This window comes from Umezawaea sp. Da 62-37 (assembly GCF_032460545.1).
In the GTDB taxonomy this organism is placed as follows: domain Bacteria; phylum Actinomycetota; class Actinomycetes; order Mycobacteriales; family Pseudonocardiaceae; genus Umezawaea.
In genome coordinates, this window is record NZ_CP135965.1 from 11,615,173 (window position 1) to 11,638,435 (window position 23,263).

At 71.8% G+C, this 23,263-nt stretch carries 29 protein-coding genes; 15 read left to right on the top strand and 14 right to left on the bottom strand.

Translation table 11 applies throughout. The features are described from left to right. Nucleotides 1–32: 32 nt before the first annotated feature. The 3 genes from RM788_RS51880 to RM788_RS51890 are packed head-to-tail and all read right to left on the bottom strand — an operon-like array spanning nt 33 to nt 1,590. The gene (locus RM788_RS51880; protein ID WP_315929211.1) at nt 33–350 is read right to left on the bottom strand and encodes a DUF4180 domain-containing protein; all 318 of its coding nucleotides are present in this window, start codon (nt 348–350) and stop codon (nt 33–35) included. Beyond that, on the bottom strand, nt 347–1,171 hold the full coding sequence (locus tag RM788_RS51885; RefSeq protein ID WP_315929212.1) for an alpha/beta fold hydrolase: 825 nt from the start codon (nt 1,169–1,171) through the stop codon (nt 347–349). The genes RM788_RS51880 and RM788_RS51885 overlap by 4 nt, the downstream gene beginning before the upstream one ends. Next, nucleotides 1,168–1,590: a helix-turn-helix domain-containing protein gene (locus RM788_RS51890; protein WP_315929213.1), complete on the bottom strand. Its 423-nt coding sequence runs from the start codon at nt 1,588–1,590 to the stop codon at nt 1,168–1,170. The genes RM788_RS51885 and RM788_RS51890 overlap by 4 nt, the downstream gene beginning before the upstream one ends. A 153-nt stretch (nt 1,591–1,743) precedes the next feature. Between RM788_RS51890 and RM788_RS51895 the strand changes: the two genes are divergently transcribed. Then, on the top strand, nt 1,744–2,565 hold the full coding sequence (locus RM788_RS51895) for an SDR family NAD(P)-dependent oxidoreductase (protein ID WP_315929214.1): 822 nt from the start codon (nt 1,744–1,746) through the stop codon (nt 2,563–2,565). Between the two features lie 12 nt (nt 2,566–2,577). Here RM788_RS51895 and RM788_RS51900 read toward each other — a convergent pair whose 3' ends face one another. Continuing rightward, nucleotides 2,578–3,093: a hypothetical protein gene (locus RM788_RS51900; RefSeq protein ID WP_315929215.1), complete on the bottom strand. Its 516-nt coding sequence runs from the start codon at nt 3,091–3,093 to the stop codon at nt 2,578–2,580. 144 nt (nt 3,094–3,237) lie between these two features. Between RM788_RS51900 and RM788_RS51905 the strand changes: the two genes are divergently transcribed. Beyond that, nucleotides 3,238–3,687, top strand: a complete 450-nt coding sequence (locus RM788_RS51905; protein ID WP_315929216.1) for a GNAT family N-acetyltransferase — start codon at nt 3,238–3,240, stop codon at nt 3,685–3,687. A 146-nt stretch (nt 3,688–3,833) separates the two neighbouring features. Next, nucleotides 3,834–4,022: a DNA-directed RNA polymerase subunit alpha C-terminal domain-containing protein gene (locus RM788_RS51910; protein WP_315929217.1), complete on the top strand. Its 189-nt coding sequence runs from the start codon at nt 3,834–3,836 to the stop codon at nt 4,020–4,022. Here RM788_RS51910 and RM788_RS51915 read toward each other — a convergent pair. Continuing rightward, on the bottom strand, nt 4,019–5,188 hold the full coding sequence (locus tag RM788_RS51915; RefSeq protein ID WP_315929218.1) for an RNA polymerase sigma factor: 1,170 nt from the start codon (nt 5,186–5,188) through the stop codon (nt 4,019–4,021). The genes RM788_RS51910 and RM788_RS51915 overlap by 4 nt on opposite strands. Next, nucleotides 5,188–5,535, bottom strand: coding sequence for a YciI family protein (locus RM788_RS51920; protein WP_315929219.1), 348 nt, complete (start codon nt 5,533–5,535; stop codon nt 5,188–5,190). The genes RM788_RS51915 and RM788_RS51920 overlap by 1 nt, the downstream gene beginning before the upstream one ends. A 143-nt stretch (nt 5,536–5,678) precedes the next feature. On the opposite strand from RM788_RS51920, the gene RM788_RS51925 reads away from it, so the two are divergent. Together RM788_RS51925 and RM788_RS51930 are read left to right on the top strand one after the other, a co-directional pair. Then, a complete protein-coding gene (locus RM788_RS51925) occupies nt 5,679–6,758 on the top strand; it encodes a TetR/AcrR family transcriptional regulator (RefSeq protein WP_315929220.1) in 1,080 nt (359 codons plus the stop codon). After that, nucleotides 6,737–7,399, top strand: coding sequence for an RraA family protein (locus tag RM788_RS51930; RefSeq protein ID WP_315929221.1), 663 nt, complete (start codon nt 6,737–6,739; stop codon nt 7,397–7,399). Before RM788_RS51925 ends, RM788_RS51930 begins: the two co-directional genes overlap by 22 nt. A 35-nt stretch (nt 7,400–7,434) precedes the next feature. Here the strand turns inward: RM788_RS51930 and rox are convergent, their stop codons facing one another. After that, complete coding sequence (gene rox / locus RM788_RS51935; protein WP_315934944.1) at nt 7,435–8,859, bottom strand: rifampin monooxygenase; 1,425 nt, start codon at nt 8,857–8,859, stop codon at nt 7,435–7,437. 491 nt (nt 8,860–9,350) lie between these two features. Here rox and RM788_RS51940 point away from each other — a divergent pair, with 491 nt between their 5' ends. Then, the gene (locus RM788_RS51940) at nt 9,351–10,466 is read left to right on the top strand and encodes a methyltransferase (protein WP_315929222.1); all 1,116 of its coding nucleotides are present in this window, start codon (nt 9,351–9,353) and stop codon (nt 10,464–10,466) included. 75 nt (nt 10,467–10,541) lie between these two features. Here RM788_RS51940 and RM788_RS51945 read toward each other — a convergent pair whose 3' ends face one another. Both RM788_RS51945 and RM788_RS51950 read right to left on the bottom strand, forming a co-directional pair. Next, the gene (locus RM788_RS51945) at nt 10,542–11,318 is read right to left on the bottom strand and encodes a GNAT family N-acetyltransferase (protein ID WP_315929223.1); all 777 of its coding nucleotides are present in this window, start codon (nt 11,316–11,318) and stop codon (nt 10,542–10,544) included. 42 nt (nt 11,319–11,360) lie between these two features. Continuing rightward, the gene (locus tag RM788_RS51950) at nt 11,361–12,206 is read right to left on the bottom strand and encodes a LysR family transcriptional regulator (protein ID WP_315929224.1); all 846 of its coding nucleotides are present in this window, start codon (nt 12,204–12,206) and stop codon (nt 11,361–11,363) included. Between the two features lie 68 nt (nt 12,207–12,274). On the opposite strand from RM788_RS51950, the gene RM788_RS51955 reads away from it, so the two are divergent. The 6 genes from RM788_RS51955 to RM788_RS51980 all read left to right on the top strand — a co-directional run bounded on the left by RM788_RS51955 (nt 12,275) and on the right by RM788_RS51980 (nt 16,206). Then, nucleotides 12,275–13,135, top strand: coding sequence for an EamA family transporter (locus tag RM788_RS51955; protein ID WP_315929225.1), 861 nt, complete (start codon nt 12,275–12,277; stop codon nt 13,133–13,135). Nucleotides 13,136–13,383: 248 nt separating this feature from the next. Continuing rightward, a complete protein-coding gene (locus RM788_RS51960) occupies nt 13,384–14,259 on the top strand; it encodes a nitroreductase/quinone reductase family protein (protein WP_315929226.1) in 876 nt (291 codons plus the stop codon). 155 nt (nt 14,260–14,414) lie between these two features. Continuing rightward, nucleotides 14,415–14,753 (top strand): nuclear transport factor 2 family protein, encoded by a 339-nt coding sequence (locus RM788_RS51965; RefSeq protein ID WP_315929227.1) that lies wholly within the window; start codon nt 14,415–14,417, stop codon nt 14,751–14,753. 65 nt (nt 14,754–14,818) lie between these two features. Beyond that, nucleotides 14,819–15,109 carry a hypothetical protein gene (locus RM788_RS51970; protein ID WP_315929228.1) on the top strand — a complete coding sequence of 97 codons (291 nt, stop codon included), beginning with the start codon at nt 14,819–14,821 and terminating at the stop codon, nt 15,107–15,109. Then, complete coding sequence (locus RM788_RS51975; protein WP_315929229.1) at nt 15,106–15,519, top strand: hypothetical protein; 414 nt, start codon at nt 15,106–15,108, stop codon at nt 15,517–15,519. The genes RM788_RS51970 and RM788_RS51975 overlap by 4 nt, the downstream gene beginning before the upstream one ends. Before the next feature lie 102 nt (nt 15,520–15,621). Continuing rightward, nucleotides 15,622–16,206 carry a dihydrofolate reductase family protein gene (locus RM788_RS51980; RefSeq protein ID WP_315929230.1) on the top strand — a complete coding sequence of 195 codons (585 nt, stop codon included), beginning with the start codon at nt 15,622–15,624 and terminating at the stop codon, nt 16,204–16,206. Between the two features lie 2 nt (nt 16,207–16,208). On the opposite strand, the gene RM788_RS51985 is transcribed toward RM788_RS51980, so the two are convergent. Continuing rightward, nucleotides 16,209–17,339, bottom strand: a complete 1,131-nt coding sequence (locus RM788_RS51985) for an FAD-dependent oxidoreductase (RefSeq protein ID WP_315929231.1) — start codon at nt 17,337–17,339, stop codon at nt 16,209–16,211. A 132-nt stretch (nt 17,340–17,471) separates the two neighbouring features. On the opposite strand from RM788_RS51985, the gene RM788_RS51990 reads away from it, so the two are divergent. Next, nucleotides 17,472–18,176 (top strand): TetR/AcrR family transcriptional regulator C-terminal domain-containing protein, encoded by a 705-nt coding sequence (locus tag RM788_RS51990; protein ID WP_315934945.1) that lies wholly within the window; start codon nt 17,472–17,474, stop codon nt 18,174–18,176. A 4-nt stretch (nt 18,177–18,180) separates the two neighbouring features. Here RM788_RS51990 and RM788_RS51995 read toward each other — a convergent pair whose 3' ends face one another. Then, the gene (locus RM788_RS51995; protein WP_315929232.1) at nt 18,181–19,116 is read right to left on the bottom strand and encodes an aldo/keto reductase; all 936 of its coding nucleotides are present in this window, start codon (nt 19,114–19,116) and stop codon (nt 18,181–18,183) included. A gap of 84 nt (nt 19,117–19,200) precedes the next feature. Here RM788_RS51995 and RM788_RS52000 point away from each other — a divergent pair, with 84 nt between their 5' ends. Beyond that, nucleotides 19,201–19,815 (top strand): TetR/AcrR family transcriptional regulator, encoded by a 615-nt coding sequence (locus tag RM788_RS52000; RefSeq protein WP_315929233.1) that lies wholly within the window; start codon nt 19,201–19,203, stop codon nt 19,813–19,815. A 47-nt stretch (nt 19,816–19,862) separates the two neighbouring features. Here RM788_RS52000 and RM788_RS52005 read toward each other — a convergent pair whose 3' ends face one another. Next, a complete protein-coding gene (locus RM788_RS52005) occupies nt 19,863–20,210 on the bottom strand; it encodes an SDR family NAD(P)-dependent oxidoreductase (protein ID WP_315929234.1) in 348 nt (115 codons plus the stop codon). 283 nt (nt 20,211–20,493) lie between these two features. Between RM788_RS52005 and RM788_RS52010 the strand changes: the two genes are divergently transcribed. After that, nucleotides 20,494–22,203 carry a recombinase family protein gene (locus RM788_RS52010; RefSeq protein ID WP_315929235.1) on the top strand — a complete coding sequence of 570 codons (1,710 nt, stop codon included), beginning with the start codon at nt 20,494–20,496 and terminating at the stop codon, nt 22,201–22,203. A 63-nt stretch (nt 22,204–22,266) separates the two neighbouring features. On the opposite strand, the gene RM788_RS52015 is transcribed toward RM788_RS52010, so the two are convergent. Both RM788_RS52015 and RM788_RS52020 read right to left on the bottom strand, forming a co-directional pair. Beyond that, on the bottom strand, nt 22,267–22,464 hold the full coding sequence (locus RM788_RS52015) for a hypothetical protein (protein WP_315929236.1): 198 nt from the start codon (nt 22,462–22,464) through the stop codon (nt 22,267–22,269). A 34-nt stretch (nt 22,465–22,498) separates the two neighbouring features. Next, a complete protein-coding gene (locus RM788_RS52020; protein ID WP_315929237.1) occupies nt 22,499–23,260 on the bottom strand; it encodes a GP88 family protein in 762 nt (253 codons plus the stop codon). Nucleotides 23,261–23,263 lie beyond the last annotated feature (3 nt).

Sequence of the window (23,263 nt, forward strand, 5' to 3'; positions counted from 1 at the left end):
GAAGGGGGCGCGGATCGACCCGCGCCCCCTGGTCAGCCCGCGAACTCCGCCACGAACGACACCTCGTGGCCGCGGTTGATCTCGTGCACGAACGCGCTCAGCGTGTCGCTCGCCGCGAGCCGGTCGGCGATGTCCCCCACGACGACCAGGCGCACCCGGTAGCCGACGAACTTGCCGATGATGCCGCCCGCGATCCGGGTGCTCAACGTCCAGAACCCCTCGTCGAGCCGCTCCACCGGCACGACGACCGTGTCCGCGTCCCGCGACCACATCTCGCCGATGACGTCCACCGCGTCCTGCTCGGTGCTCAGCAGCGGTCCGTCCGCGGGGAGCACCAGCACGCCGCTCATCGGAGGAACTCCAGCACGGCGTCCGCCTGGCCGGGGATGAAGTGGCCGACGCCGGGGAGCAGCCGGACGTCGGCGTGCGGCACGGTCGCCGCCAGCCGCCGCACGGTCTCCCGCGAGTCCAGCATCGCGTCGCGGCCGCCCACGACGACCAGCGTCGGCATCCTCAGCAGGCACAGCACCCCGTCGTCGAACGCCGGGAACTCCACCCGCGGCTTGAAGTGCCGGAACGTCGAGGCGATGACCTCGCGGTACTCGCCGACGTCGGCGCCCGCGACGATCCGGACGATCCGCAGCCGCCCCCAGTGGCCCAGCGCGAAGAACGGCAGTGCCCGCACCAGCCAGCCGACCTTGCGGCGCCCGATCCCGGTGGGGCCGAGCAGCGCCAGCCTGGTGACCCGGTCGGGCCTGCGGGTGGCGTAGTCGACCGCGATCCACCCGCCCAGCGACATGCCGACGACCGCCGCCGTTGTCAGACCGAGCCCGTCCAGGACGTCGTCGAGCCAGTCCGCGTAGTCCGGTGACCCCAGCGGCGGCCGCGACGGGGCGCTCAGGCCGGGTTCGCCGATCAGGTCCACCGCGAACACCCGCAGGTGCGGGGCCCAGGTGGCGATGTCGGCGAGCCACGTCGAGGAGTTGCCCCCCGAGCCGTGCAGCGCGATCACCGGGGGAGCGTCGACCGGCCCGTTGATCACCACGAACGTGTCACCCGCGCGGGTCGTCAGGGTCCGCTGCTCCGCGTCGACCGGCCAGCGGTCCAGCATCGCGCGGTAGTGCTCGCGGACGGTCCGGCCGCCTGCCTCGGATCGGTAGACGGTGGTCATCGGGTCCCCTCCTCGGTGATCACGGCGATGAGCTTGAGCAGTTCGGCGGTCGTCTCCACGCCGCCGAGCACGATGATCTTCATGGTGCCGCGGTCGGCGTCGTGCATGGTCTCCACGCGCAACGGGCCGTCACCTTCGCGAGGACCGGCCGTGGCGGTCATCAGCAGGTTGCTGAGCCTCCCGGCATCGGTCGCGTCGATGCCCTCGACCCGCACGATGCTCGACACCTCCACGTGCCGTCGCGGCGGTGGCGCGGGCGGCTGCCCGGTCAACGCCGCCAGGTCCTCGCGGGCGATCCGGTACTGCTTGCCGATCCGCACGGCCTTCAGCCGGCCGTCGCGGACGTACCCGCGCACGGTGCGGACGTGCAGGCCGAGCTGGTCGGCGACCTGCTCGACGGACAACAACTCCCCTGACATGTTCCGCAAACTACCCTATGCATCCCAATGCTAGGGCAGTATTCAACCGAATAGGGCTAGGTCGGACGCATTTGCTTCGAGGATCGAACCTGTTTACAGTCGGACGTGTGCTTCGAGAGTCGAAGTACCTCGTGGGTGAAAGCCGGTCGAACCGTGAAGACATTCCAGGGAACCGCCGCCCTCGTCACCGGCGCGTCGAAAGGACTCGGCACCGCCTACGCCGCCGAACTGGCCCGCAGGGGAGCGCACCTCGTGCTGGTGGCCCGGTCCCGCGACGCGTTGGAGGACCTGGCGGCACGACTGCGCGAGGCCCACGGGGTCCGCGTGGAGGTGATCACCGCCGACCTCGGCGACCCGGCGGGCCCGGCGCACGTCGTCGCGGAACTCGGCGAGCGCGGGATCGAGGTCGACCTGCTCCTGAACAACGCGGGCCTGGGCAGTGTCGGCCCGTTCCTCGACCGGCCGCTGGAGCAGCACCTGGTGTCGGTGGACGTCAACATCGGCGGACTGGTCGCGCTCACCCAGCTGCTCGGTGGCCGGATGCTCGCCCGCGGACGCGGCGGGATCGTCAACATCGCGTCCACGGCGGCGTTCCAACCCATGCCCTACCAGGCGTCCTACGCGGCCACGAAGGCGTTCGTCCTGTCGTTCAGCGAAGCGCTCGCCGCGGAGCTGCGCGGTTCCGGGGTCACCGTCATGGCCGCGCACCCCGGTGCCGTCGCCACCGGGTTCTTCGACGGCACCACCGCCACCATCGACCCGCGCCGGGCCGACACCCCGGAGCGCGTCGCCGCGCGGACACTGGACGACTTCGCGCGCGGCAGGCACGTCTCCTACCCCGGCCGCGCGGTCAACCGGGTCGGCACCCTGGTGTCCAGGCTGCTCCCGCGCCGTGCGACGACCGCGCTGGTCGGCAGGCTCAACCGCGGCCTGGGCCTCGACCGGGTCGCGGACGTGGAGACGCCCGCGACCTGACCCGGTTGCTTCCTAGTAGTTGGTCCAGTCCTGGTAGGAGACGGGGCGGATGTCGTTGTACGGCGTGGCCACGACCTTGCTCCAGGCGAACCCGTACTGCTCGAACACCTCGAGGGTCGGGATCAGCCGGTACGAGCCGGGGGAGTTGTCCCAGATGTAGACGTTCACGCCGCCGTTCTGCCGGACCAGGTGCGGGCCGTCGAAGATGTCGTAGTGCGAATAGCACTCGTTGACCCGGTCGTCGACCGCGATCCCGTCCCAGCTGTCCCACAGGGCGAAGTAGGTGGCCTCGTCCGGAATGAGCAGGAGCCTGCGTTCCGGGTTGACGAGGTAGACGTTGGTGGCGGTGGACGTCTTCACCCGCTGGCCGGGCTGCGGGCACGCGGCGGCCGCCCGGAGCGGGGCGTTGTCACCTTCGGCGGCGGAAAGCCCTGGTTCGGCGCTCGCGGTGCCCGCGGTGACGGCGGTGAGCGACACGCCCACGGCCAGGGCGAAAAGGGCACGGCTCAGCCTGGAAATGGCCTTCATGTGGTGAATCCCCCAATTCGACAACCACGGAATTCCGATTCCGCCACCGGCAGCACCGGCGTTTCCGGAGCCTATCGACGGCCATCGGCGGCGGCAATCGCCAATGCTGTCGATCCTCCTGGGCCGAACGGCTAGGTTCGCGGCGTGACGACGCTCCCCATCCACCGGCTCGACCTGTCCGACGACGACACCCTGCGCGGCCTGTGGCAGCTGCAACGGGCCGCCTACGCCGTGGAGGCGCGGCTCATCGGTTTCGACGCCATTCCGCCTCTCCACGAGACGCCCGACGAACTGCGCGCGTGCGGCGAGTCGTTCCTCGGCACCGAAGGGCTGACCGGCGCGGTGTCGTGGGAGCGGCTGGAGGACGGCACGCTCGACATCTGCCGCCTGGTCGTGCACCCGAGCGCGCACCGGTCCGGAATCGCCAGCGCGCTGCTCGACGCCCTCGACGCCCTCGAACCGGCCGACCGGACCGTCGTCTCCACCGGCACCGCGAACCTGCCCGCGATGGAGCTGTACCGGCGCCGCGGGTTCGTGCCGACCGGGACGCGGGAACTCGCTCCGGGCGTGACGATGACGTTGCTGGCCCGCTGACACGGAGTTCCGAACGCGCCCGGTGTTCGTGTCCCCGCGCTAGTCGCCCGTGGTCGACATCGCGCCGGGATCGGTCTGTCCTGTTCCCCCGCCCACGTCGCTGATGACGAGGGTGGGGGAGCCGGTCGGCGCTTAGGATCCGCCGCATGGAACTCCCCGCCGACCTGTCCGCACCCGCCCGCCGCGCCCTGGTCGGCGCCGGGTACACCACCCTCGAACAGCTGTCCCAGGCCACCGAACGCGAACTGCTCGCCCTGCACGGCTTCGGCGCGAAGTCGTTCGGCCCGATCCGCCGCGACCTCGCCACCCTCGGCCTCGACCTGGCCGGGTCCTAACCCCGCTTGCGCCCCAACAACTCCCGCTCGGCCCTGTTCTCCGTCCGCGCCAGCGCCGCCTCGTACGCCGCGTCGGCCTCGGCGGACCGCCCCAGTCGTCGGAGCAGGTCGGCGCGCACGGCGTGGAACAGGTGGTAGCCGTCCAGGTCCAGCGCGTCGACCAGGGCGAGGGCGGCGTCCGGGCCGTCGACCTCGGCCACCGCGACCGCCCGGTTGAGGGCCACGACCGGGCTCGGCGCGACGGCCATGAGCTGGTCGTAGAGGGTCACGACCTGCCACCAGTCCGTCGGCGCCTCGCTGTGCACGGCGTTGACGGCCGCCTGGATCTGGTAAGGCCCTGGCCTGCCACGGCGCAGGCACGCCCGCACGAGCGCCCGGCCCTCGGCGACCAGGGCGGCGTCCCACAGGCCGCGGTCCTGGTCGGCCAGCAGCACCAGGTCGCCGGACGGCGTGACGCGGGCGGCCTGCCGGGACCGGGTCAGCAGCATCAGGGCCAGCAGTCCGACGACCTCGGGTTCGTCGGGCATCAGCTCGGCGAGCAGGCGGCCCAGCCGGATCGCCTCCGCGCACAGGTCATCGCGGTCGACCGCCGAGTAGCCCTCGTTGAAGACGAGGTAGACCACGGCGAGCACGGCCCGCAGCCGGTCGGGCAGGTCCGCCTCGGAGGGCACCCGGTAGGGGATGCCCGCGTCGCGGATCTTGCCCTTGGCCCGCACCAGCCGCTGGGCCATGGTCGCCTCCGGCACCAGGAACGCCCGCGCGATGTCGGCGGTGCTCAGACCGCCGAGCAGGCGCAGGGTCAGCGCGACCCGTGCGGCCTGTCCGAGCGCGGGGTGGCAGCAGGTGAAGATCAGCCTCAGCCGGTCGTCGCGCACCGGACCCCCCTCCTCGCCCACGTCGTCGCGGGCGTGCAGCAACGCGGCCTGGGCGTGCTTGTCCTCGCGGTGGGCCTCGCGGCGCAGCCGGTCGACCGCCCGGTTGCGGGCGGTCGTGATGATCCACCCGGCCGGGCTCGGCGGCAGGCCGTCGACCGGCCACCGGAGCACGGCGGTGGCGAACGCGTCCTGCACCGCCTCCTCGGCGATGTCGATGTCGCCGAACACCCGGACCAGGACGGACACCGCGCGGCCGTACTCCTCGGTGAAGATCCGCGCGACGTCGGACATCAGCCGTTGTCCTGCACGGGCCGTACCTCGACCGGCAGCGTGGTCGCGAGCGACAGCCGTCGACCCCACTCCAGGGCGGCGTCCAGATCCGGCGCGCGCACGACGGTGAACCCGCCGATGTGCTCCTTGGCCTCGACGAACGGACCGTCGGTGGTCAGCACCCCGTCGGATCCGGCGCGCACCACGGTCGCCGTGCTCGGCGGGAACAGGCCCGCGCCGAACACCCACGCGTCCGCCGCACGCAGCTCGTCGTTCCACCCGGCCAGGTCGGCCATGATCGGACCGAGGACCTCGGGCTCCGGCGCGGGACCGTCGGGCTGGTAGATGCTGAGCAGGTACTGCTTCACGGGGTTCCTCCTCGTTCCTGGCTATCACCGCTTACACGAACACCGACCGCGCGGATCGACAACTCGGCGGGACGAATTTCCGGATGACGCGCCCATGCGCATGGGCGCGGTATCTTGGGTGCTCCGACGCTGGTAGGAGGACGATGGTCCGGCTCACGAGGGCGGAGACCCAGGAGCGCAACCGCGCCGGGGTGCTGGCCGCCGCCAGGTCCGAGTTCGCCAAGCACGGGTTCCGCGAAGCGAAGATCGACCGCATCGCCGATCGCGCCGAACTGACCCGCGGCGCCGTGTACTCCAACTTCCCCGGCAAGCGCGCCCTGTACTTCGCGGTGCTCGCGGACGCCGCCGAACACGAGCCGCACCCGTCGGTGGACCCCGGCCTCACGGTCCGCGAGGCGCTCGGGGTGTTCGCCCGCGCGTGGGTCGCCCGGCTCCCGATGGCCAGCGACGACCGGCACGGGCTCGGCGTCGACCTGATCCCCGAGGTCGCCGTCGACGAGCTGACCAGGCGGCCGTTCGCACAGCTCATGGCGTTGGACGCGATCCTGCTCGGCCTCGCCCTCGAACGGCTGGACCCGGCCGCGGGACGGCTGGTGCGGGTCGCCGAGGCCGCGCTCACCACGCTGCACGGCGCGACCGCGCTGGCCTGGGCCGCGCCCGGTTTCGGCGAGATCTTCCACGTGGTCCGCGCCTGCGAACAGCTCGCCGACCTGGCCACGGGGGACCACTGGCCGGAATCGCCGATCGACCTGGCGCCCGCGCTCGTCGACGAGTCGTGGACCCCGCCGACGGCACCGACCGACCTGCTCACCGGCGCGCCCGCCCCGCTCACCGGTGACGGGGTGGTCGCCGTCCTGGGCCTGCACCGGCTCGCCGCCGTCGAGCAGGCCGTGCGCGCGGGCGCCGACGTGACGGCCGTCCTGGTCACCGCCCACCCCGACGAACTGGCGCCGCTGGCCAGGCTGACCGTCGCCGAACTGCGCGCGTGCCTGCGCCAAGCCGTCCCGGAGTCGGCGTGGCCGCGGCTGCGGGTCGTGTGCGACGAACGCGGATTCCTCGCCGCCGCCGCGGGTCTGCCGACCGTGGACGACGACACCGAGGCCGCGATCCGCGTCGAATCGGGCCGGATCGTCCGCCGCGCCGAGGGGTACGGGGCGTGCCACGCCGCCGCGACCCCGTCGACGGCTCCTAGGGTGCAGCCATGGAACACGACAGCCTCCTGACCCGCGCCCGCCTGCTGCCGGTGTCGGTGGTCAGCGACGCGGACAAGTCCCTCCCGACCTTCGACCACGGCATCCGCCGCCTCGCGGGCGAGGGCACGATCGCGGGCCGCGCGGTCACCGTCCAGTCCGACGGCGACCTGCTGTCGGTGATGGAGGGCCTGGAGATCGCCCAGCCCGGTGACGTCCTCGTCGTCGACGCGTCGGCGAACCCGCTGGTCGCCGTCGCGGGCGGCCTGTTCGCCACCGAGGCGCACCGCCGCGGCCTGTCCGGCATCGTCGTCGACGGCCTGGTCCGCGACCTGGAAACCCTGCGCCCGCTCGGGTTCACCGTCTACGCCCGCGGCACCTGCCCCCGCTCCGGCCCCGCCGTGGCGCCGCCGCGCACGCAGCTCCCGATCCGCTGCGGCGGCGTCGACATCACGCCCGGAACGCTCGTCCTCGGTGACGACGACGGGCTGCTCGCCGCCTCGCCCGATCAGCTCGCCGCCGTCGTCGACGCCGCGGAGGCGATCAACCAGTGCGAGGAGGCCGTGCTGACCAGGCTCGCCGAGGGCACCGGCCTCTTCGACTCGATGAACTTCCACGAGCACCGCGAGAACGTCCGCAACGGCACGCCGAGCAAGCTGGGCTTCACCGTCTGACGGGTGGGGCCCGCGCCGCGCGGGCCCCACCGCGCTCAGGTCGCGGCGCCGAACCACCTGGGCAGGTGGGCGACCAGGTCCCGCTGGTCCTCACCGACCCAGGCCACGTGGCCGTCCGGCCGCAGCAGCACCGCGGGCGCGTCCAGCTCCTCGCTGACGTCGACGACGTGGTCGACCCGGTCCGCCCACCCGGCCACCGACAGCGCGCCGGTCTGGTCCAGCAGCAGCCCGCGGCCGCCGCGCGTCAGCTCGTAGAGGCGCCCGTGCTTGAGCGGCACGTCCCGCAGCCGCCTGCCGAGCAGCTCGTGACCCCCGCCGAAGTCGTAGCGGATCCCGATCGCGTGGATCATCTCCGTCAGGTACCGGCTCACGTCCTCGAAGTCCATCAGGTCCGTCACCAGCCTGCGCACCGCCTGGGCCCCCGGCTCCAACGACATCAGGTGCATCTGCGCGCGGGTGTTGTCCAGCACGGCGGCGGCCACCGGGTGCCGCTCGTCGTGGTAGCTGTCCAGCAGCCCCTCCGGCGCCCAGCCGTCGATCTCGGCGGCGAGCTTCCACCCCAGGTTGACCGCGTCCTGGATGCCCAGGTTGAGCCCCTGCCCGCCCACCGGCGGATGGGTGTGGGCCGCGTCGCCCGCCAGCAGCACCCGCCCGACCCGGAACCGCTCGGCCAGCCGCGTGGAATCGCCGAAGCGGGACAGCCAGCGCGGCGAGTGCACCCCGAAGTCGGTGCCCGCGGTCGCCACCAGCTGCCGCTTCACCTCCTCCAGCGTCGGCGGCACCGACCGGTCGTCGGCCACCCCGTCGGCGGGCACGACCAGCCGGAACACCCCGTCGCCGATCGGCCCGACCCCGAACCGCAGCTGCGTCTTGCGGACCTCGGTCATCACCGCCGTCAGCGTCTCCTGAGACGCCGTCAGCTCCACCTCGCCCAGCAGCGTCTCGACCCGGCTCGGCTCACCGGGGAAGCCGACGCCGAGCAGCTTGCGCACCGCGCTCCGCCCCCCGTCGCAGCCGACCAGGTACCGCGCCCGCAACCGCGTCCCGTCCGCCAGCCCGACGTCCACCCCCTCGTCGTCCTGGTCCAGCCCGACGACCTCGACACCCCGCCGGATCTCCACCCCGACCTCGACCGCGTGCTCGGTCAGCAGCCGGTCGGTGACGGGCTGCATGATGCCGAGCGTGTACGCGTGCGCGGTGTCCAACCGCTCCGGCGCCGGCTTCGCGATCCCCGCGAAGAACCCGCCCACCGGGTACTTGGTGCCCAGCTCGAGGAACCGCTCCAACAGCCCCCGCTGGTCCATCACCTCGATGCTGCGCGCGTGCAGACCCAGCGACCGGACGATCCTGGTCGGCTCGGCGTCCTTCTCGAGCACGAGCACCCGCACACCGTGCAACCGCAACTCGCTCGCCAACATCACGCCGGTCGGTCCGCCACCGGCGATGATCACGTCGATCATGTACCCCCGCATTCGAACATGGTGCGATTCAGCCGGTCGCGAATCTCCCTCGTTTCCGCTGGTACCGGCTTCGGGCGCAGATTGTGCAGCACACCCCCGGTCTTGCCGCAAGACCGGGGGTGCGCTATAAATTGAAGGTGGCAGGGAGAGCTTTCTCCTTGCCATTCGCCATTTCGGCCCGGCACCGCAGGGGACCAGCCCGCGGTTCCGCATCAGGCGCGAGGGCGCCCCCACTCCAGTCGTGGACCATCGCAGTGCAGGCCAATGCGCCCGCAGTGCGATGGTTGTGGGAACCTCTGCCCCGTCTCTCCGAAAGGGCTCCTCGTGACACTCGGCATGGTTCTCGGCGACACCTCCTCTCGCGCTTCGACGCGGGAGCGGTAGCCCTACCTGCCCGACGCACGCGCCCGTGTAACCGCACGGGCCGTTCGCCCTGCTCCTCGTCGAAGTGCTTTTCGTGCCCCCCGCACGTTCAAGCACGAGGAGTACTGGTGTCCGCCACCCGCTGGACCGACCCGAGCACGTCCCGATCCGCCGTCCGGCACCCCGGGAGCACGGCCCCGCCCCATCGTCGGATCGTCGACGCGGACGACCGCATGAAGGCCGACACGGCCTACCGCTTGGCCTGCGAGGGCGTTGACCTGCTGTGGCGGGGCGACTTCCACAACGGCCGCCACCTGCTGCAAGCCATGAGCAGGCGCATCGACCGGAAACCCCTTCGGCGCGGTGACAACCCCGCGGAATCCTTCCGCCTGCACCGTCGGGCTCGAGGCCACCGCGCCCGCGTGTTGGGCAGGCTCCTGGTCCTGCTGGACGAAGACCACCGCCTGGCCCTGCGTCGAGCCCCTGATGTGCGCCGGGCGTGCACCGAGGCGTACGGGCCGCCGTCCGAGCCGACGCTCGTCCCGCTCACCGAGCTGCTGGGCGTGATCGGCGCCCACGAGTGGCGCGCGAAAGGCGTGGAGGTACCGGCCCTCGGTGCTCGCGTCCACCCGCACTACGGGGTGTTCTCCCCGGTCAGGGGTGAATACGTCGACCTCGTCGCGGACGCGCCGCTGCCCGCGGATCGTCGCGTCGCGTTCGACCTCGGTACGGGAACCGGGGTGCTCGCGGCCGTCCTGGCCCTTCGGGGTGTCGACCGTGTGGTGGCCACGGACATCAGCCCGCGTGCCCTGTCCTGCGCCCGCGAGAACGTCCGCCGACTGCGCCTGGCCGAGCGCGTCGACGTCGTCGGCCCCTGCCTCTTCCCGGACGGGCGCGCGGACCTCGTCGTCTGCAACCCTCCGTGGATCCCGGCCCGGCCCACCTCCGACGTGGAGTTGGGCGTCTACGACGAGGACGGCGGCATGCTCCGCTGCTTCCTGGACGGACTCGCCTGCCATCTCGAGCCCGGAGGCGAAGGGTGGCTCGTCCTGTCGGACCTGGCCGAGCACCTCGGACTCAGGACGCGCGGCGAGCTGCTGGCAGGCATCGGGGCAGCGGGCCTGCGCGTGGTGGACAGGATCGACACCAGGGCGAGGCATCCGCGGGCGCGGAACGCCGACGACTTCCTGCACGCCGCCCGTGCCGCGGAAGTCACGTCGCTGTGGCGTCTTGTCCGTGGTTGACGCCCGGTCCCGGATGCCGCCAGGACGGGCGGGCCGGTGACGTGGGCGATTGTCCTCGCGCCACCGGACCGGCGGTCACCCGCCGCTCACGGGCATCGTCCCCGGATGCTTGAACGGCGTCGTCGTGGCGAGTTCGACGAACCCCAGCCCGCGCAGGATCGGGCGGCTGTCCGCGGTCGCGTCCACCTGGACGTAGCGGAACCCCCGTGCGGCCGCGAGGGCGGCGCGGTGGGCGACCAGAGCGCGGAACACCCCGCGCCCGCGCCACTCCGGCCTGGTCCCACCGCCCCACAGGCTCGCGAACTCGGTGCCCTCGTGGAACTGCACCCGCGCGGCGGACACCGGCACCGGTCCGGCCATCGCGACCACGGCGGCCAGCGTGCTCGGCTCCCGCTCCAAACCCTCCAGCAGGACCCGGCCGACAGGGGAGTGGTCGCCGCCGAACACGGCGTCGTGCACGGCCACCAGGTCGTCGATCCCGGCCTGGTCGACGACCGGCACGAGCGTCACCCCGTCCGGTGGGCCCGTGGTCAGGTCCAGGTCGGCGATCTCGGCGACCAGCAGGGTCTCCGCCGGTTCGGGGATCAGACCCGCGGCGACCAGGCGGGCGGGCAGGTCGGTCGGCTGGTCGTGGTCGTAGTGCTTCCACTCCCACGCGCGCGCGCCGAAGGCCGCGATCTGCGCGGCGATGACCGCGTCGGCCCCCGCGGTGTCCAGGGAGGACCACTCCACGCCCGTCCACCCCTGCCCGAAGGAGCGGATGACGTGGTCCTCGTGCTCGACGTGGCCGTCGGTGCCCGGATGCCTGCGGATCTGCTCGTCGTACGCGGCGAGTACCGCTCGTTCATCCATCGGCGTAGCGGACCAGACCACCACACCAGGGGCAACCGGGTTTCAGCCGCCCACGACGTCGCGGGCCAGCGCGAGCAGGTCGGGGATGGCCGGGTGCCGGGGCGGGTCGGTCCACACCAGGTGCACGGGCACGGGTGGCGCGTCGGTGAGCGGGACGTAGGCGACGCCGGGGTAGGCGTGGATCCCGGCGGTGCCCGCGGTCGTGACGCCGACGCCCCGCCCGGAGGCGATGGCGGCCAGCCAGTCGTCGGTGTTGGCGACGACCACCGTCGTCGAAGGCCGGATCGCGGCGGGCCACAACGCCGTGGTCGTGGTGCCGGTCGGCGGGTTCAGGACGATCACCTGGTCGGTCAGGTCCGCGAGCGCCAGCGCCGGACGGCCGGCGAGGTCGCTTCCGGTCGGCACGGCCGCCAGCCGCGGCTCGGCCAGCAGCAGCGCGCGGGGGCCGCTCACCGGGCCGCGGACCAGGGCGACGTCCGTCTTCCCCTGGTCCAACCCGGCCGTGGCATCGGTGATGCGCAGCAGCTCCAGCGGTGTCTCCGGGTGGGTCTCGCGCCACCGCCGCAGCAACGCGGTCGTGTGGTCGCCGAGCGCCGCCCAGGCGTGCCCCAGCCGCAACGGCCACGTGCCGACGCGGGTCGGGTCGAGCGCGTCGTCGACCGCGGCGACGGCGGTCAGCGCCCTGGTGCGGAACGCGTGCCCGGCCTCGGTGAGGTGCAGGTGGTGGGTGGACCGGTCGACCAGCCGCACCCCGAGGTGCTCCTCCAGCTGCCGCAGCGTGCGCGACAGCGCGGGCTGCCCGAGGTGCAGGCGGGCCGCGGCGCGCGTGATGTTGGCTTCCTCCGCGATGGCGAGGAAGCAGCGCAGGTGACGCAGCTCAACGGTCATGTCCGGCAAGCATAACCGCTGGAGGAACGGCATTTCACGGCCCGCCGCCACGCCCATAGCGTGGCGGCGTGACCACCACCGCGCTCCGCCCGACAGCCCCCTCCGCACCCCGCGCCGCTTCCGTGGGCCTGGTGCTCGGCGGCATCCTGTCCCAGCAGGTCGGGGCCGCGGTGGCCTCGATGGTGTTCCCGCTCGCGGGCCCGCTGGGCGTGGTGGCGCTGCGGCTGACGATCTCCGCGCTGGTCATGCTCGCGGTGTGCCGCCCGTCGGTGCGCGGCTACCGGCGTGCGGACTGGGCGGTGGTCGTGCTGTTCGGCGTGGCACTGGCCGTGATGAACATGCTGTTCTACCAGGCCATCGCCCGGATCCCGCTCGGCGCCGCCGTCACCCTGGAGGTGCTCGGACCGCTGGTCCTGTCCGTCGTCACCTCCCGTCGGGCGTCCAGCTGGCTGTGGGCCGGTCTGGCACTGGTCGGGGTCGCGCTGCTCGGCCGCGGCGGCTTCGACGGCCTCGACCCGGTGGGCACCGCGTTCGCACTGGGCGCCGGGGCGCTGTGGGCCGCCTACATCGTGTGCTCGGCCCGCACCGGCAGCCGCTTCCCCAAGGCCGACGGCCTCGCGCTGGCCATGGCCGTGAGCGCCGTCATCAGCCTCCCGCTCGGCCTCAGCGGCGCCCTGTTCCACCCGGTCACGCTGGCGCTCGGGGCCGTCGTCGCACTGCTGTCCTCCGCGCTGCCGTACACGCTGGAACTGCTGTCCCTGCGCACGCTGCGCCAGTCCACGTTCGCGATCCTGATGAGCCTCGCCCCCGCCGTCGCCGCGCTCGCCGGGTACGCCGTCCTCGGCCAGGACCTGGCCTGGCCCGATGTCGCCGCGATCGTGCTGGTGGTCGTCGCGGGCATCGGCGCCGTCCGCGGCTCGGGCCGCTGACCGCCGTTTGACAGGACGACCCGGTGATCGTTCTAATGGTCCCGTGTTCGCGTGACCCCGGCCAAGAGCTGTGGGCAGGCCGGCTGTCGGGCGAGACACCTTCACCCAGGGACCAGTCATGAACTCCGGACTCCGCTCCCCGCGTCTGACGTAACCGTCGCCGCACGCACCCCCTCGTCCCTTCGCGGACAGGCTGGCGCGTGCCTCCGGTCGGCCACGTCAACCACGCGTTCCAGGAGCACACACGCATGTCCTTCAACCAATCCACCATCGACGAGTTCCGCGCCAACCACGGCCAGGTCGGCGGCTTCTTCGCGGGCGGCGACCTGCTGCTGCTCACCACCACCGGCGCCAGGTCCGGGGCCGCGCACACCGTCCCGCTCGGCTACGTCCGCGACGGCGACGAGCTGCTGGTCGTCGCCTCCGCCGGGGGCGCGGACCGCCACCCCGCCTGGTTCCACAACCTGCTCGCCCACCCGCTGGTGCGCGTGGAGGTCGGCACCGAGGCGTTCGACGCCGTCGCGACCCCCGCCGGGGACGACCGGCGCGAGCTGCTGTTCGAGCGGGTCACCGCGGTCGCGCCCGGCTACGCCGACTACCAGGGCAAGACCAGCCGCACGCTGCCCGTCGTGGTGCTTCGGCGTTCCGAACCGGCGCCGCCCGAGGTCACCACCCTGGCCGGGAAGCTGGTCGAGGTCCACGGCTGGCTGCGCGAGCAGCTGGTCCAGGTCCGCGTCGAGGCCGACGAGTACTTCGCCGCACGGAACCGGCCCGGCCCCGCGCCCGCGCCGGGCCTCGGGCTCCAGCTGCGCAAGCACTGCCTGGAGTTCTGCGACGCGCTCGCGTTCCACCACCGGGGCGAGGACGGCGCGGTCTTCCCCGGCGTCCGCCACCACCACCCCCACCTGGGGGAGGTGCTCGACCGGCTCGACGACGAGCACCGCGTGATGGCCCGCGTCCAAGCGGGTCTGCTCGTGCTGCTCGACGACATCGGCACCGCCGACCCCGAGCCGTTCCGCGCCGCCCTGACCAGGTTGTCCGACGAACTGCGGGCGCACCTGGACCACGAGGAGGAGTTCCTGCTCCCCGTGCTGGCCGACCTGCCGTGGCCCCCGGTGGCCTGATGATCGGCCGCGGGGCCGGCCCCACCGGCCCCGCGGCCGCCGATTAGGTCCATTTGGCACACATCACGGGGCCGGTCGGCCTGGCAGGCTCGCCCTGTCCAACCGAGTCGAGATGCCGCCGCGTGTCGACGGCGGTCGGTGCCGAAAGGGGTCGTGTGTCGCCGGAGGAGATCGTCGCTGGCCAGCTGGACGCCTACAACGCCCTCGACCTGGAGCGTTTCCTCGGGCACTTCGTCGACGACATCCCGGTCCTCACGTTTCCCGGCAACGAGCTCATGACCGACCGTTCGGGGCCCGAGTTCCGGGTCAAGTGCCAGGAGCTGTTCGACGCCAACCCCGGTCTGCACGTGAAGCTCGTGTCGCGGATGGTGCACGGCCGGATCGTGGTGGACCAGGAACTGGTCACCGGTCTCAGCTCGGGCGGCGCCCGGTCCGCCGTGGCGATGTACGAGGTGGGCGCGGAGCGGATCGAACGGGTCTGGTTCGTCTCCTGAGGCGGGCCGACGTCCGGCCGGTGATCTGTTCCGGACCGGGACCGATCCCGGTTAGCATCAGGAGCATGACCATTCCGGCGTTCACCGACCGCTCGCCCGCCGACCAGTACCTGGTCCTGCGGATCGCGGCACGTGACCGGGTTGGCCTCGAGTCGTTGGCCGCGCTGCCCGCCCACGAGCTCGACCGGCTCCTGCCCGGCGTCCGCGCGATCTACCAGCACCGCGAGTCGCTGGCAGGTGCCCTGCTCGCCCACGGGGGGATCGACCCGGCCTCGCCCGAGTACCAGGCCGCCGCCGCGCAGGCCAGCGACCTCCTGGCGCGGGTGGACCGGATCGGGGCGGGTCACGCCGCGTGAGCTTGCCCCGCGCCCTGCTGCTCGACTCGACGTTCCTGGTCGCCTACGAACGCGAACGGAACCCGCGCCTGGCCCAGGCCGTCGTGGTGCGGGCCATCACGACCGGCCGCCCGCTGATCGTGCCCGCCCTGTCGCTGGTGGCCGCCGGAATCCACCTGGACGGCGACCACCCGGACCTGTCCTGGCTGCTCGACGACCCCGCCGGTCCGGTCGAGGTGCTGACGCTGTCGGCGACCAACGCGCTGGAGACCGGTGAGCAGGCGATCCGAGCCGGATCGCGGGACCTGGTCGCGCTGGAGGTGGCGCAGGTCGTGGTCGAGGCCGCGGGCAGCCCCATGGTCGTGATGACCTACGAGCCGAAGCTCTACGCGGGATCGTCCCTGCAAGTCATGGACATGCAGCCCCGGTAGCGCCGCCGGGGAAAAGATCCGGAAGAACTTCGCGGCCGTGTCGAGATGGCCGTCGCGACTTCGTCCCAGGGGCACAAGCGGAACGCGAACCCTGGAGACGACATGACCGAGCGGAAGCTCATCGCGAACGTGACCCTCTCGATCGACGGCTTCTCGGCCGGTCCCGGCGGGGACATGGGGTGGCTGGTCGAGCACTCGGTGCACGACCAGATGACGACGTACTTCGCGGGCGTCTGGAGCGGTGCCGACACGGTGCTGCTCGGCCGGTCCAACTACGAGGGCTTCTTCGGCTTCTGGCCGTCGGTGGCCGCGGACCCGAACGGGTCGGGCCGCAGCCACGACATGGCGCTGTGGCTGGACCGGGTGGAGAAGGTCGTCTTCTCGACCACGGTGACCGAGGCGGCCTGGCAGAACGCGCGGATCGCCAAGCAGGGCCTGGAGGACGAGGTCCGCGAGCTCAAGGCCTCGCCCGGCCGCGACATCATCGTGCTCAGCAGCGCCAGTGTCATCCGCTCGCTGCTGAAGGCCGACCTGGTCGACGAACTGCGCGTCCACCTCGCCCCGGAGATCCTCGGCGACGGCCTGCGCTTCTTCGGCGAGGACGTCCCCGCCTCGTCGTGGGCGCTCGACGGCGCCAACACCATGGCCACCGGCTCGGTCTCCCTGACCTACCGCCGCAAGCGCTGAGGTCACCCGGCGGGCTGGAAGAACTCCAGCATGTTCCGCGCGCCCCTCGGGGACATCAGCATGTCCAGGACGTCGCAGGACTGGCGTGCGGCGGCGGCGGTGCGGGGGAACATCCCCGCCTCGTAGACCCGGACGGCGGTGTCCGGGTCGCCGGGGTGGGCGGCGAGGGCCAGCGCGAGTTCGGCGCCGTCGAGCATGGCCATGTTGGCGCCCAGGCCCACCGGGGGCATGAGGTGGGCGGCATCGCCGAGCAGCGTGGCGCCGGGCACGCTGTCCCAGGTCAGGCCCACCGGCAGCACGTTCGTGGGGCGGATGGTGATGGTGTCCCCGCTCGCCCTGATGAGGGCGGTGATCTCCGGTGCCCAGCCCGCGAACAGTTCCTCCAGGGCGGCGCGGGTGTCGGCGGGGTCGTCGAGGGGGAGGCCCGAGGTGGTGGGCCAGTCCTCCGGGACGCGGAAGGTGAGGCCCACGCGGACGGAACCGTCGCCGTTGCGCTGGGCGCCCAGGGTCTGGTTGTCGCCGACCGCGAAGTAGTTCCCGCGTCCGACGGCCGCGGCCAGGTCGGGGTGGGCGCGGTCGACGTCGGGGATGGCGAGGTCGACCGCGGTGACGCCGAAGTAGTGCGGCCGGGCGTCGGTGACCAGCGGGCGGACGCGGGAGTGGGCGCCGTCCGCGCCGACGACCAGGGCGCAGTCGGTGGTGGTGCCGTCGGCGAAGCGGATCCGGTACCCGCCTTCCGGCAACGCGGTGACGTCGCGGAACGCCCGCCCCCACTTGACCGTCTCGGCCGGCAGCGAGTCGAGCAGCAGGTCCCGCAGGTCGGCGCGGTCGACCTCGGGGTGGAGCATCGGCGCGTCGTCGGCGGTGTCCTCCTGGAGCAGCAGCGTGCCGGTGTGGTCGAGGAGTCGCATGTCCTGGCCTTCGCGGCGGGCGATCGCGAGGAACCCCGCCTCCAGGTCCGCTTCGCGCAGGGCGCGCTGGCCGCTGTCGAGCCGCAGGTCGAGCATTCCGCCCTGGGTGCGCGCGGTGCGGGAGGGTTCGCGTTCGTGGACGGTGGCGTCGATGCCGTGGACGTGCAGGGTGCGGGCGAGGACGAGGCCCGCGGGGCCCGCCCCGATGATGGCGATGGTCATGGGTGCTCGCTCCGTGGTCGTCCGATACAGTGTCTCTGTCAATACACTGTATCGGACGGCCGCGGTGTAGCTTTCCCGCGTGTCGCAATCGGTGGAAGAGGCGTGATGGTGTCAGGACGGGATGACGAGCCCGTGGTCGTCTGGGAACGGGCCCAGCCACCGACCCGGCCGACCCCTACCCCTCTGAGCAGGGAGGGGATCGTCCGCGCCGCCATCGCGCTCGCCGACGCCGACGGGTTGGACGCGGTGTCGCTGCGCAAGGTCGCCGCCGCGCTCGACGCGGGCCCGATGCGCCTCTACGGCTACCTCGCCACCAAGGCGGAGTTGCTCGACCTCATGGTGGACGAGGTCTACGGCGAGATGATCGCCCCGCCGAGGCCGCCTGCCGGGAACTGGCGGGACGCCTTGCGCGACACGGCTTCGCGCGTCCGCGAGGCCGCGCTCCGGCACGAGTGGTTCGCCGACCTGCTCGGCGGCAGGCCCCGCCTGGGACCCCACGCGCTGGAGCACACGGAGATGTTGTTGGCGGCACTGCGCGCCGACCCCGGATTCGGCGACATCGACACCGTGATGAGCGCGGTCCGGACGGCGAACGCCTACGTGTTCGGCGCCCTCCGGAGCGAGGTCACCGAGCGGCGCGCCGAGCGCGCCACCGGCCTGGACGAGCGCCAGTGGCAGCAGGCCAACGGCCCCTACCTGGTGCGGGTCCTGGCCACCGGCCGCTACCCGGTGCTGTCCGAGTTCGTCCACGACGGCACGAACCTCGCCCCCGGCGTCGCGTTCGCCGACGGGCTCGACCAGGTCCTCGACGGCATCGCCGTGCGCCTGGCCCGCTGACCGGTCATCCGAGCAGGATGTCCCCCGAGCGCGAGGGGACGGCGTCCAGCGCGGCGAGGGTCTCGGCGTCGAACCTGATCGCGCCCGCGTCGACGTTGGCCTGGAGGTGCTCGGGGTTCGAGGTGCCCGCGATGAGCAGGACGTTCGGGGCGTGGTGCAGCAGCCACGCGAGCCCGACCTGCATCGGCGTGGCGCCCAGGGACTCCGCCACGTCCAGCACGGCCTGCTCGTCGGTCACCTTCGGCAGGCCGGGGAGGTCGCCGCCGAGCGGGAAGAACGGCACCCAGGCGATGCCCTCGGCGGCGCAGAGGGCGAGGATCTCCTCGTCGTCGCGGGACACGAGGCTGTAGGCGTTCTGCACGCAGGCGATGCCCGCCGGGAGCGCCCGCCGCAGGACGTCGAGGGACACGCCGCTGAGGCCGATCACGCCGATCTTGCCCTCGTCGCGCAGCTCGACCATCGTCGCCAGCTGGTCGTCGAGGTCGACCAGCTGGTCACCCGCGGCCCGCACGCCCGGCCCGGTGTCGGTGCGGCGCAGGTTGACCAGGGGGATCGCGTCGAGGCCGAGGCTCTTGAGGTTGACCTCGACACTGGCCCGCAGCTGCTCGGGCCGCTGCGCGAGGCGGAGCGGCACGGGGCCGACGGGGTCCGGGTCCGCGCCGACCTTGCTGGCGACCAGCACGCCGTCCTCGGGGCGGATCGCCTCGCGGATCAGGTCGTTGGCCGGGCCGTAGAACTCGGCGGTGTCGATGTGGTCGACGCCGAGTTCGACCACGCGCCGCAGCATCGCGATGCCCGCGGCGCGGTCGGTGTTCTGGCGCAGCTGCATCGCCCCGTAGCCGATGCGGGAGACGGTGCGCCCGGCGAGCAGGCCGGGGCCGCCGGGGCGGGGGGCGCCAGTGGCGGTGGTCTCGTCGGAGGAAGTACCGGTGGAAGACATGGACGTCCTATCCTCGTACGGTGGTGAAGAAGGCGGAGGTCCCTCCGCTTTTTCGACTGTAGCACTACCGGAGGTGCCTCCGTTTTGACCGCGCCCGAACCGACGCCCTCCGACGTCCACGCCGACCCGCCCGTGCGCCCACCCCGCGTGGACGCGAAGCGCAACCGCGAGAAGCTCCTGACCGCCGCCCGTGACGCCTTCACGGCGGCGAACGACACCGTCACCCTCGAATCCATCGCCCGCGACGCCGGAGTGGGCATCGGCACCCTCTACCGGCACTTCCCCACACGCGAAGCGCTGGTCGAGGCGGTGTACGCCAACGAGATCGACGACGTCGCGAACAGCGCCCCCGTCCTGCTCGCCTCACTCGAACCCGAGGCCGCCCTGCGGGCGTGGATGAAGCGCTACGCGGCTTTCGTCGCGACCAAGCGCGGGATGATCGGCACGCTCCGCGCGGGCTGGGAGTCGGGCAGCATGGCCACACCGGTCACCAGGGAGCGCGTCACCGGCGCCATCGCGATGATCCTGGCCGAGGGGGTGCGGACCGGGACCCTCCGCGCGGACGTCACCCCCGAGGACGTCGCCGCGATGCTCCTGGGCGTCTTCCTCTCCACGACGGCCAGTGGCGAGCCGGAGCGGACCGCCACGCTCCTCGAACTGGTCGTCGACGCGGTCCGCCCACCCGCTCGTCGGTCATGACGGCCTGACGGAGGGCTTGTCGACGACAGGCCGTCGTCGCCGCGCGGTCAGGGCCGGACGTGCTCCAGCGACACGTCCCACAGCCGCGCCGCCACCGCCGGGTCCAGCGCGTACGACGCCACGCCGTCGCGGACGGGCGGGGTGTGGGGGAGAGCCTCCTGGTTGTCCTGGAAGTAGCGGCCGCCGATGCCCTTGAGCAGGGGAGAGGTCGCCACCAGCGCCGAGGTGGACGCCCCCTGCGCCGGGGTCTTCCAGAAGCCGTCGACGCCGATGCGGTCGCGCATCGCGTCGGCCATCTCCGGGCTCATGTTGCGCAGCACGTTCGTGTCGATCGCGCCGGGCATGAGGGCGTTGGCGGTGATGCCGTCGGCGGCCCAGCGGCGGGTGGCCTCCACGGCGAACAGGATGTTGCTTCTGTTTGTTCTTACTGTGAATAGCTATGTTGACTCACTGTAAGAATATGGTAACTCAAATCCAGTCAACTTCCGCACAACTCCCCGCCTGTGCGCGTAAGGGGCAGGGGGTCGAGTCGGCGACTATTTCTGCGAGCCCAAAGCGATTGTTTTCACAGGACGTTACGCATTCTGCGGAGTACGCTCGGGGTAACACTTCCGGGGGGCGTCTGTGAGTACGATTCCGTTGGCCTTGGCGGGTCCTGCGCGCACGCGCAGGGCTTCGATGACAGAACTGTTCGGCATTCGTTACGTGCGCGCTTCGCAGGACCGGTGGGGAAACACGGTCTCCGTCGACTCGCAGGAGGACGAGGGCGAGGAATTCTTCGACGAGAACGCCATCATCCACGTCGCGACCCACAGTGACAACAACCTGAGCGGGTCGTTGTTCGCGAGGCAGGACCGGGATTCCTACGAACTCGCGTTGGCGGATCTCAAGTCCGGTAAGGCGAACCTGCTGTGGACCTGGGACTCCTCACGCGCACAGCGTGACCTTGAGGTCTACACGCGGCTGCGGCGTATCTGCATCGAGGCCGGCGCGTTCTGGGCCTACGGTGGCCGTATCTACGACATGCGCGACCCGAAGGACCGCCAGGACACGGCGCGGGACGCGGTGAATGCCGAAGGTCGTGCCGACGAGATTTCGATGAACTCGCGTCGAGGTGTGAAGGCTCGCGCCAAGAAGGGGAAGCACGCGGGGCCCATCGCCTATGGCTACCGGCCGACCTACAGTCCCGAGACCGGGCGGTCGTTGGGCTGGGCGATCGTGGACGAGGAATCCAAGGTGATCCGCCGGATCGTGAACTGGCTGCTCGACCGCAAAACCCTGAACTGGGTCGCGAAGACGCTCAACGCGGAAGGTGTTCCGTGTCCCCGTGACAGCCTCTGGAACAAGCGCTACGTGGCACGGTTGGTGGACATGAGGGAACACCCGGTCGAATGGGCGGAGTTCCTGGAGCCGTTGACTCCCGAGGATCGTGAGTGGGCACACACGATCGTTGCTCGGGTGCAGGGCGGGCAAACCCTGAAGGAAGTCGGCCGCGAGTTGAACCGGGAGGGCCTGCGGCATTTCTTCCCGTGTCGGTGGGACGGGACGAAGGTCAAGAACATCGCACTGAGCCCGCCGTCGGCCGGGCTGCGTCGCCACCACGGCGAGGTCGTACTACAGAAGGAGGCGGACCCGGACGATTCGGGCTCGACCAGGTTGGTGCCGGTGAAGACCACGTGGAACGGGATCAAGACCCACGACGAGCACGCCAAGCTCGTGGCGTTGCTGAACGCCCCGGAACGCAAGACCGTCCGTGACGGCGACCGGGCCAAGCACCGCTGGAGCGGGATCTCCCAGTGCGGGGTGTGCAAGGGCCGTACCACCGTGGTGTTCACCCACGGCAAGCAGCGCATCCGCTGCAAGGACAAGTCGTGTGTGACTCGTGACTACACGCTGGTGGACGCGTGGTTGACCGAACAGGCGTTGCTGTTGTTGGAGCGGGAGGACGCAGCCCAGTTGTTCCGCATCGACGACGATGTGACCGAGGCTCGCACGGCGCAGAAGAAGGCCGAGGAGTTGCGGGCGCGGCTGGACTCGCTCCGTGTCCAGGCGATGGAAGGGAAGATCACGGCGGAGTCGTTCGGCATCTTCGAGACCGACTTGCTGCCCAGGATCGAGAAGGAGAACGAGAAGGCCAAGCGGGCGACCCTGCCCCCGGCGTTGGTCGACATCATCGGCACCGACGTCCGGACGGTGTTCATGGGACTGGCGGTGACCCAGCAGCGCGAGATCCTGCGGGCGATCATGCGCCCGAAGGTCCTGCCGACCAAGCGCAAGGCGCGGGGTCGGCTGGACACCGCCGCGATCGACCCCGGTTTCCGGTACTCGGTGCCGGTGAGCGCCCCGGAGCCTGCGCCCGATGCGGGCGGTGACACGGTCGCGGCGTAGACCGCGCAGCACGAACGGCCCCCCTGTCCCGATCGGGACAGGGGGCCGTGTCGTACCCAAGGGTCAGGCTGCTCGGCTGCGCCTGTTCAGCGCGGCGCGCACGTGCGGTCGGAACACCGCCGCGACCGTGTCGAGTTGGGCCGGGTCCAGTCGGGGGACGCGGTCGACGTTGGCGCGGGCTGCGGCCAACTCCTCGGCGGACAGCAGGGTCCGGGGGTCCACCACAGTGGGTGCCTGTTCGGGGCTGGTTACAGCGGACAAGGGTGCTTCTCCCTTGGTCGGGTGATGGGGTGGGTCAGGGGTGGAATCGGTCGCGTGTGATGTCGCGGCCTCGGGCCTGGTGGGCTGCCTGCCACTCGCGGAAGGTGCGTCCGCCGATCTTGCGGCGTAGGTGCGGGATGTTGTTCTGGCTCATCCCGACCGGGCTGGGACCGAGGACGGCGGCCAGGTCGGTGGCGGCGTTGCTGTTCCACCCGGCTTCGGCGATGGCGGCTTCGTCGGGGAACACGTCGGCCACCCGATCGGTCATCGGGTCGATCAGGTGGTCCTGTTTGCCGCCGTAGCTGTAGACCCAGCGGAAGTTGTCCGGCGGGTCGGGCTCGACCAGCCGCCGGAAGCGGTCCACCTCCTTGGTGTAGCTGTAGAACAGGACGTCCGGGACGGCGCGGGCGATGCGCAGCCAGGCGAGTGCGTAGGCGTCGCTGAAGTAGTCGCCCGAGTCGTGCACGCGCAGTGCCACGCCGTCCCGGAACTTGGTGTGTGCCAGTTCGGCGAGGATGTCGGCTTCCCACTGGGGCAGGTCGTCGAGGATGCGCGCGAGGTTGCGTTGGTGTTTGGCGCGGACCTGGGGGAACCGGTAGGTGCCGTGGCGGGCGTAGCAGACCGCCGCGCACACCCCGGCCGTCGGGCAGGTGTTGTAGGTGCGGCCGTCGGGCAGACGTCCGGCCCACGCCGGTAGGGAGAAGTTGAAGATCCCGTGTCGGCGCAGGCCGGAGTTCTGTGTGATCAGCCGCTCGGGCCGAGGACGTGGTGGGGCGGTGTCGCCCAGGGCGGTCACCTC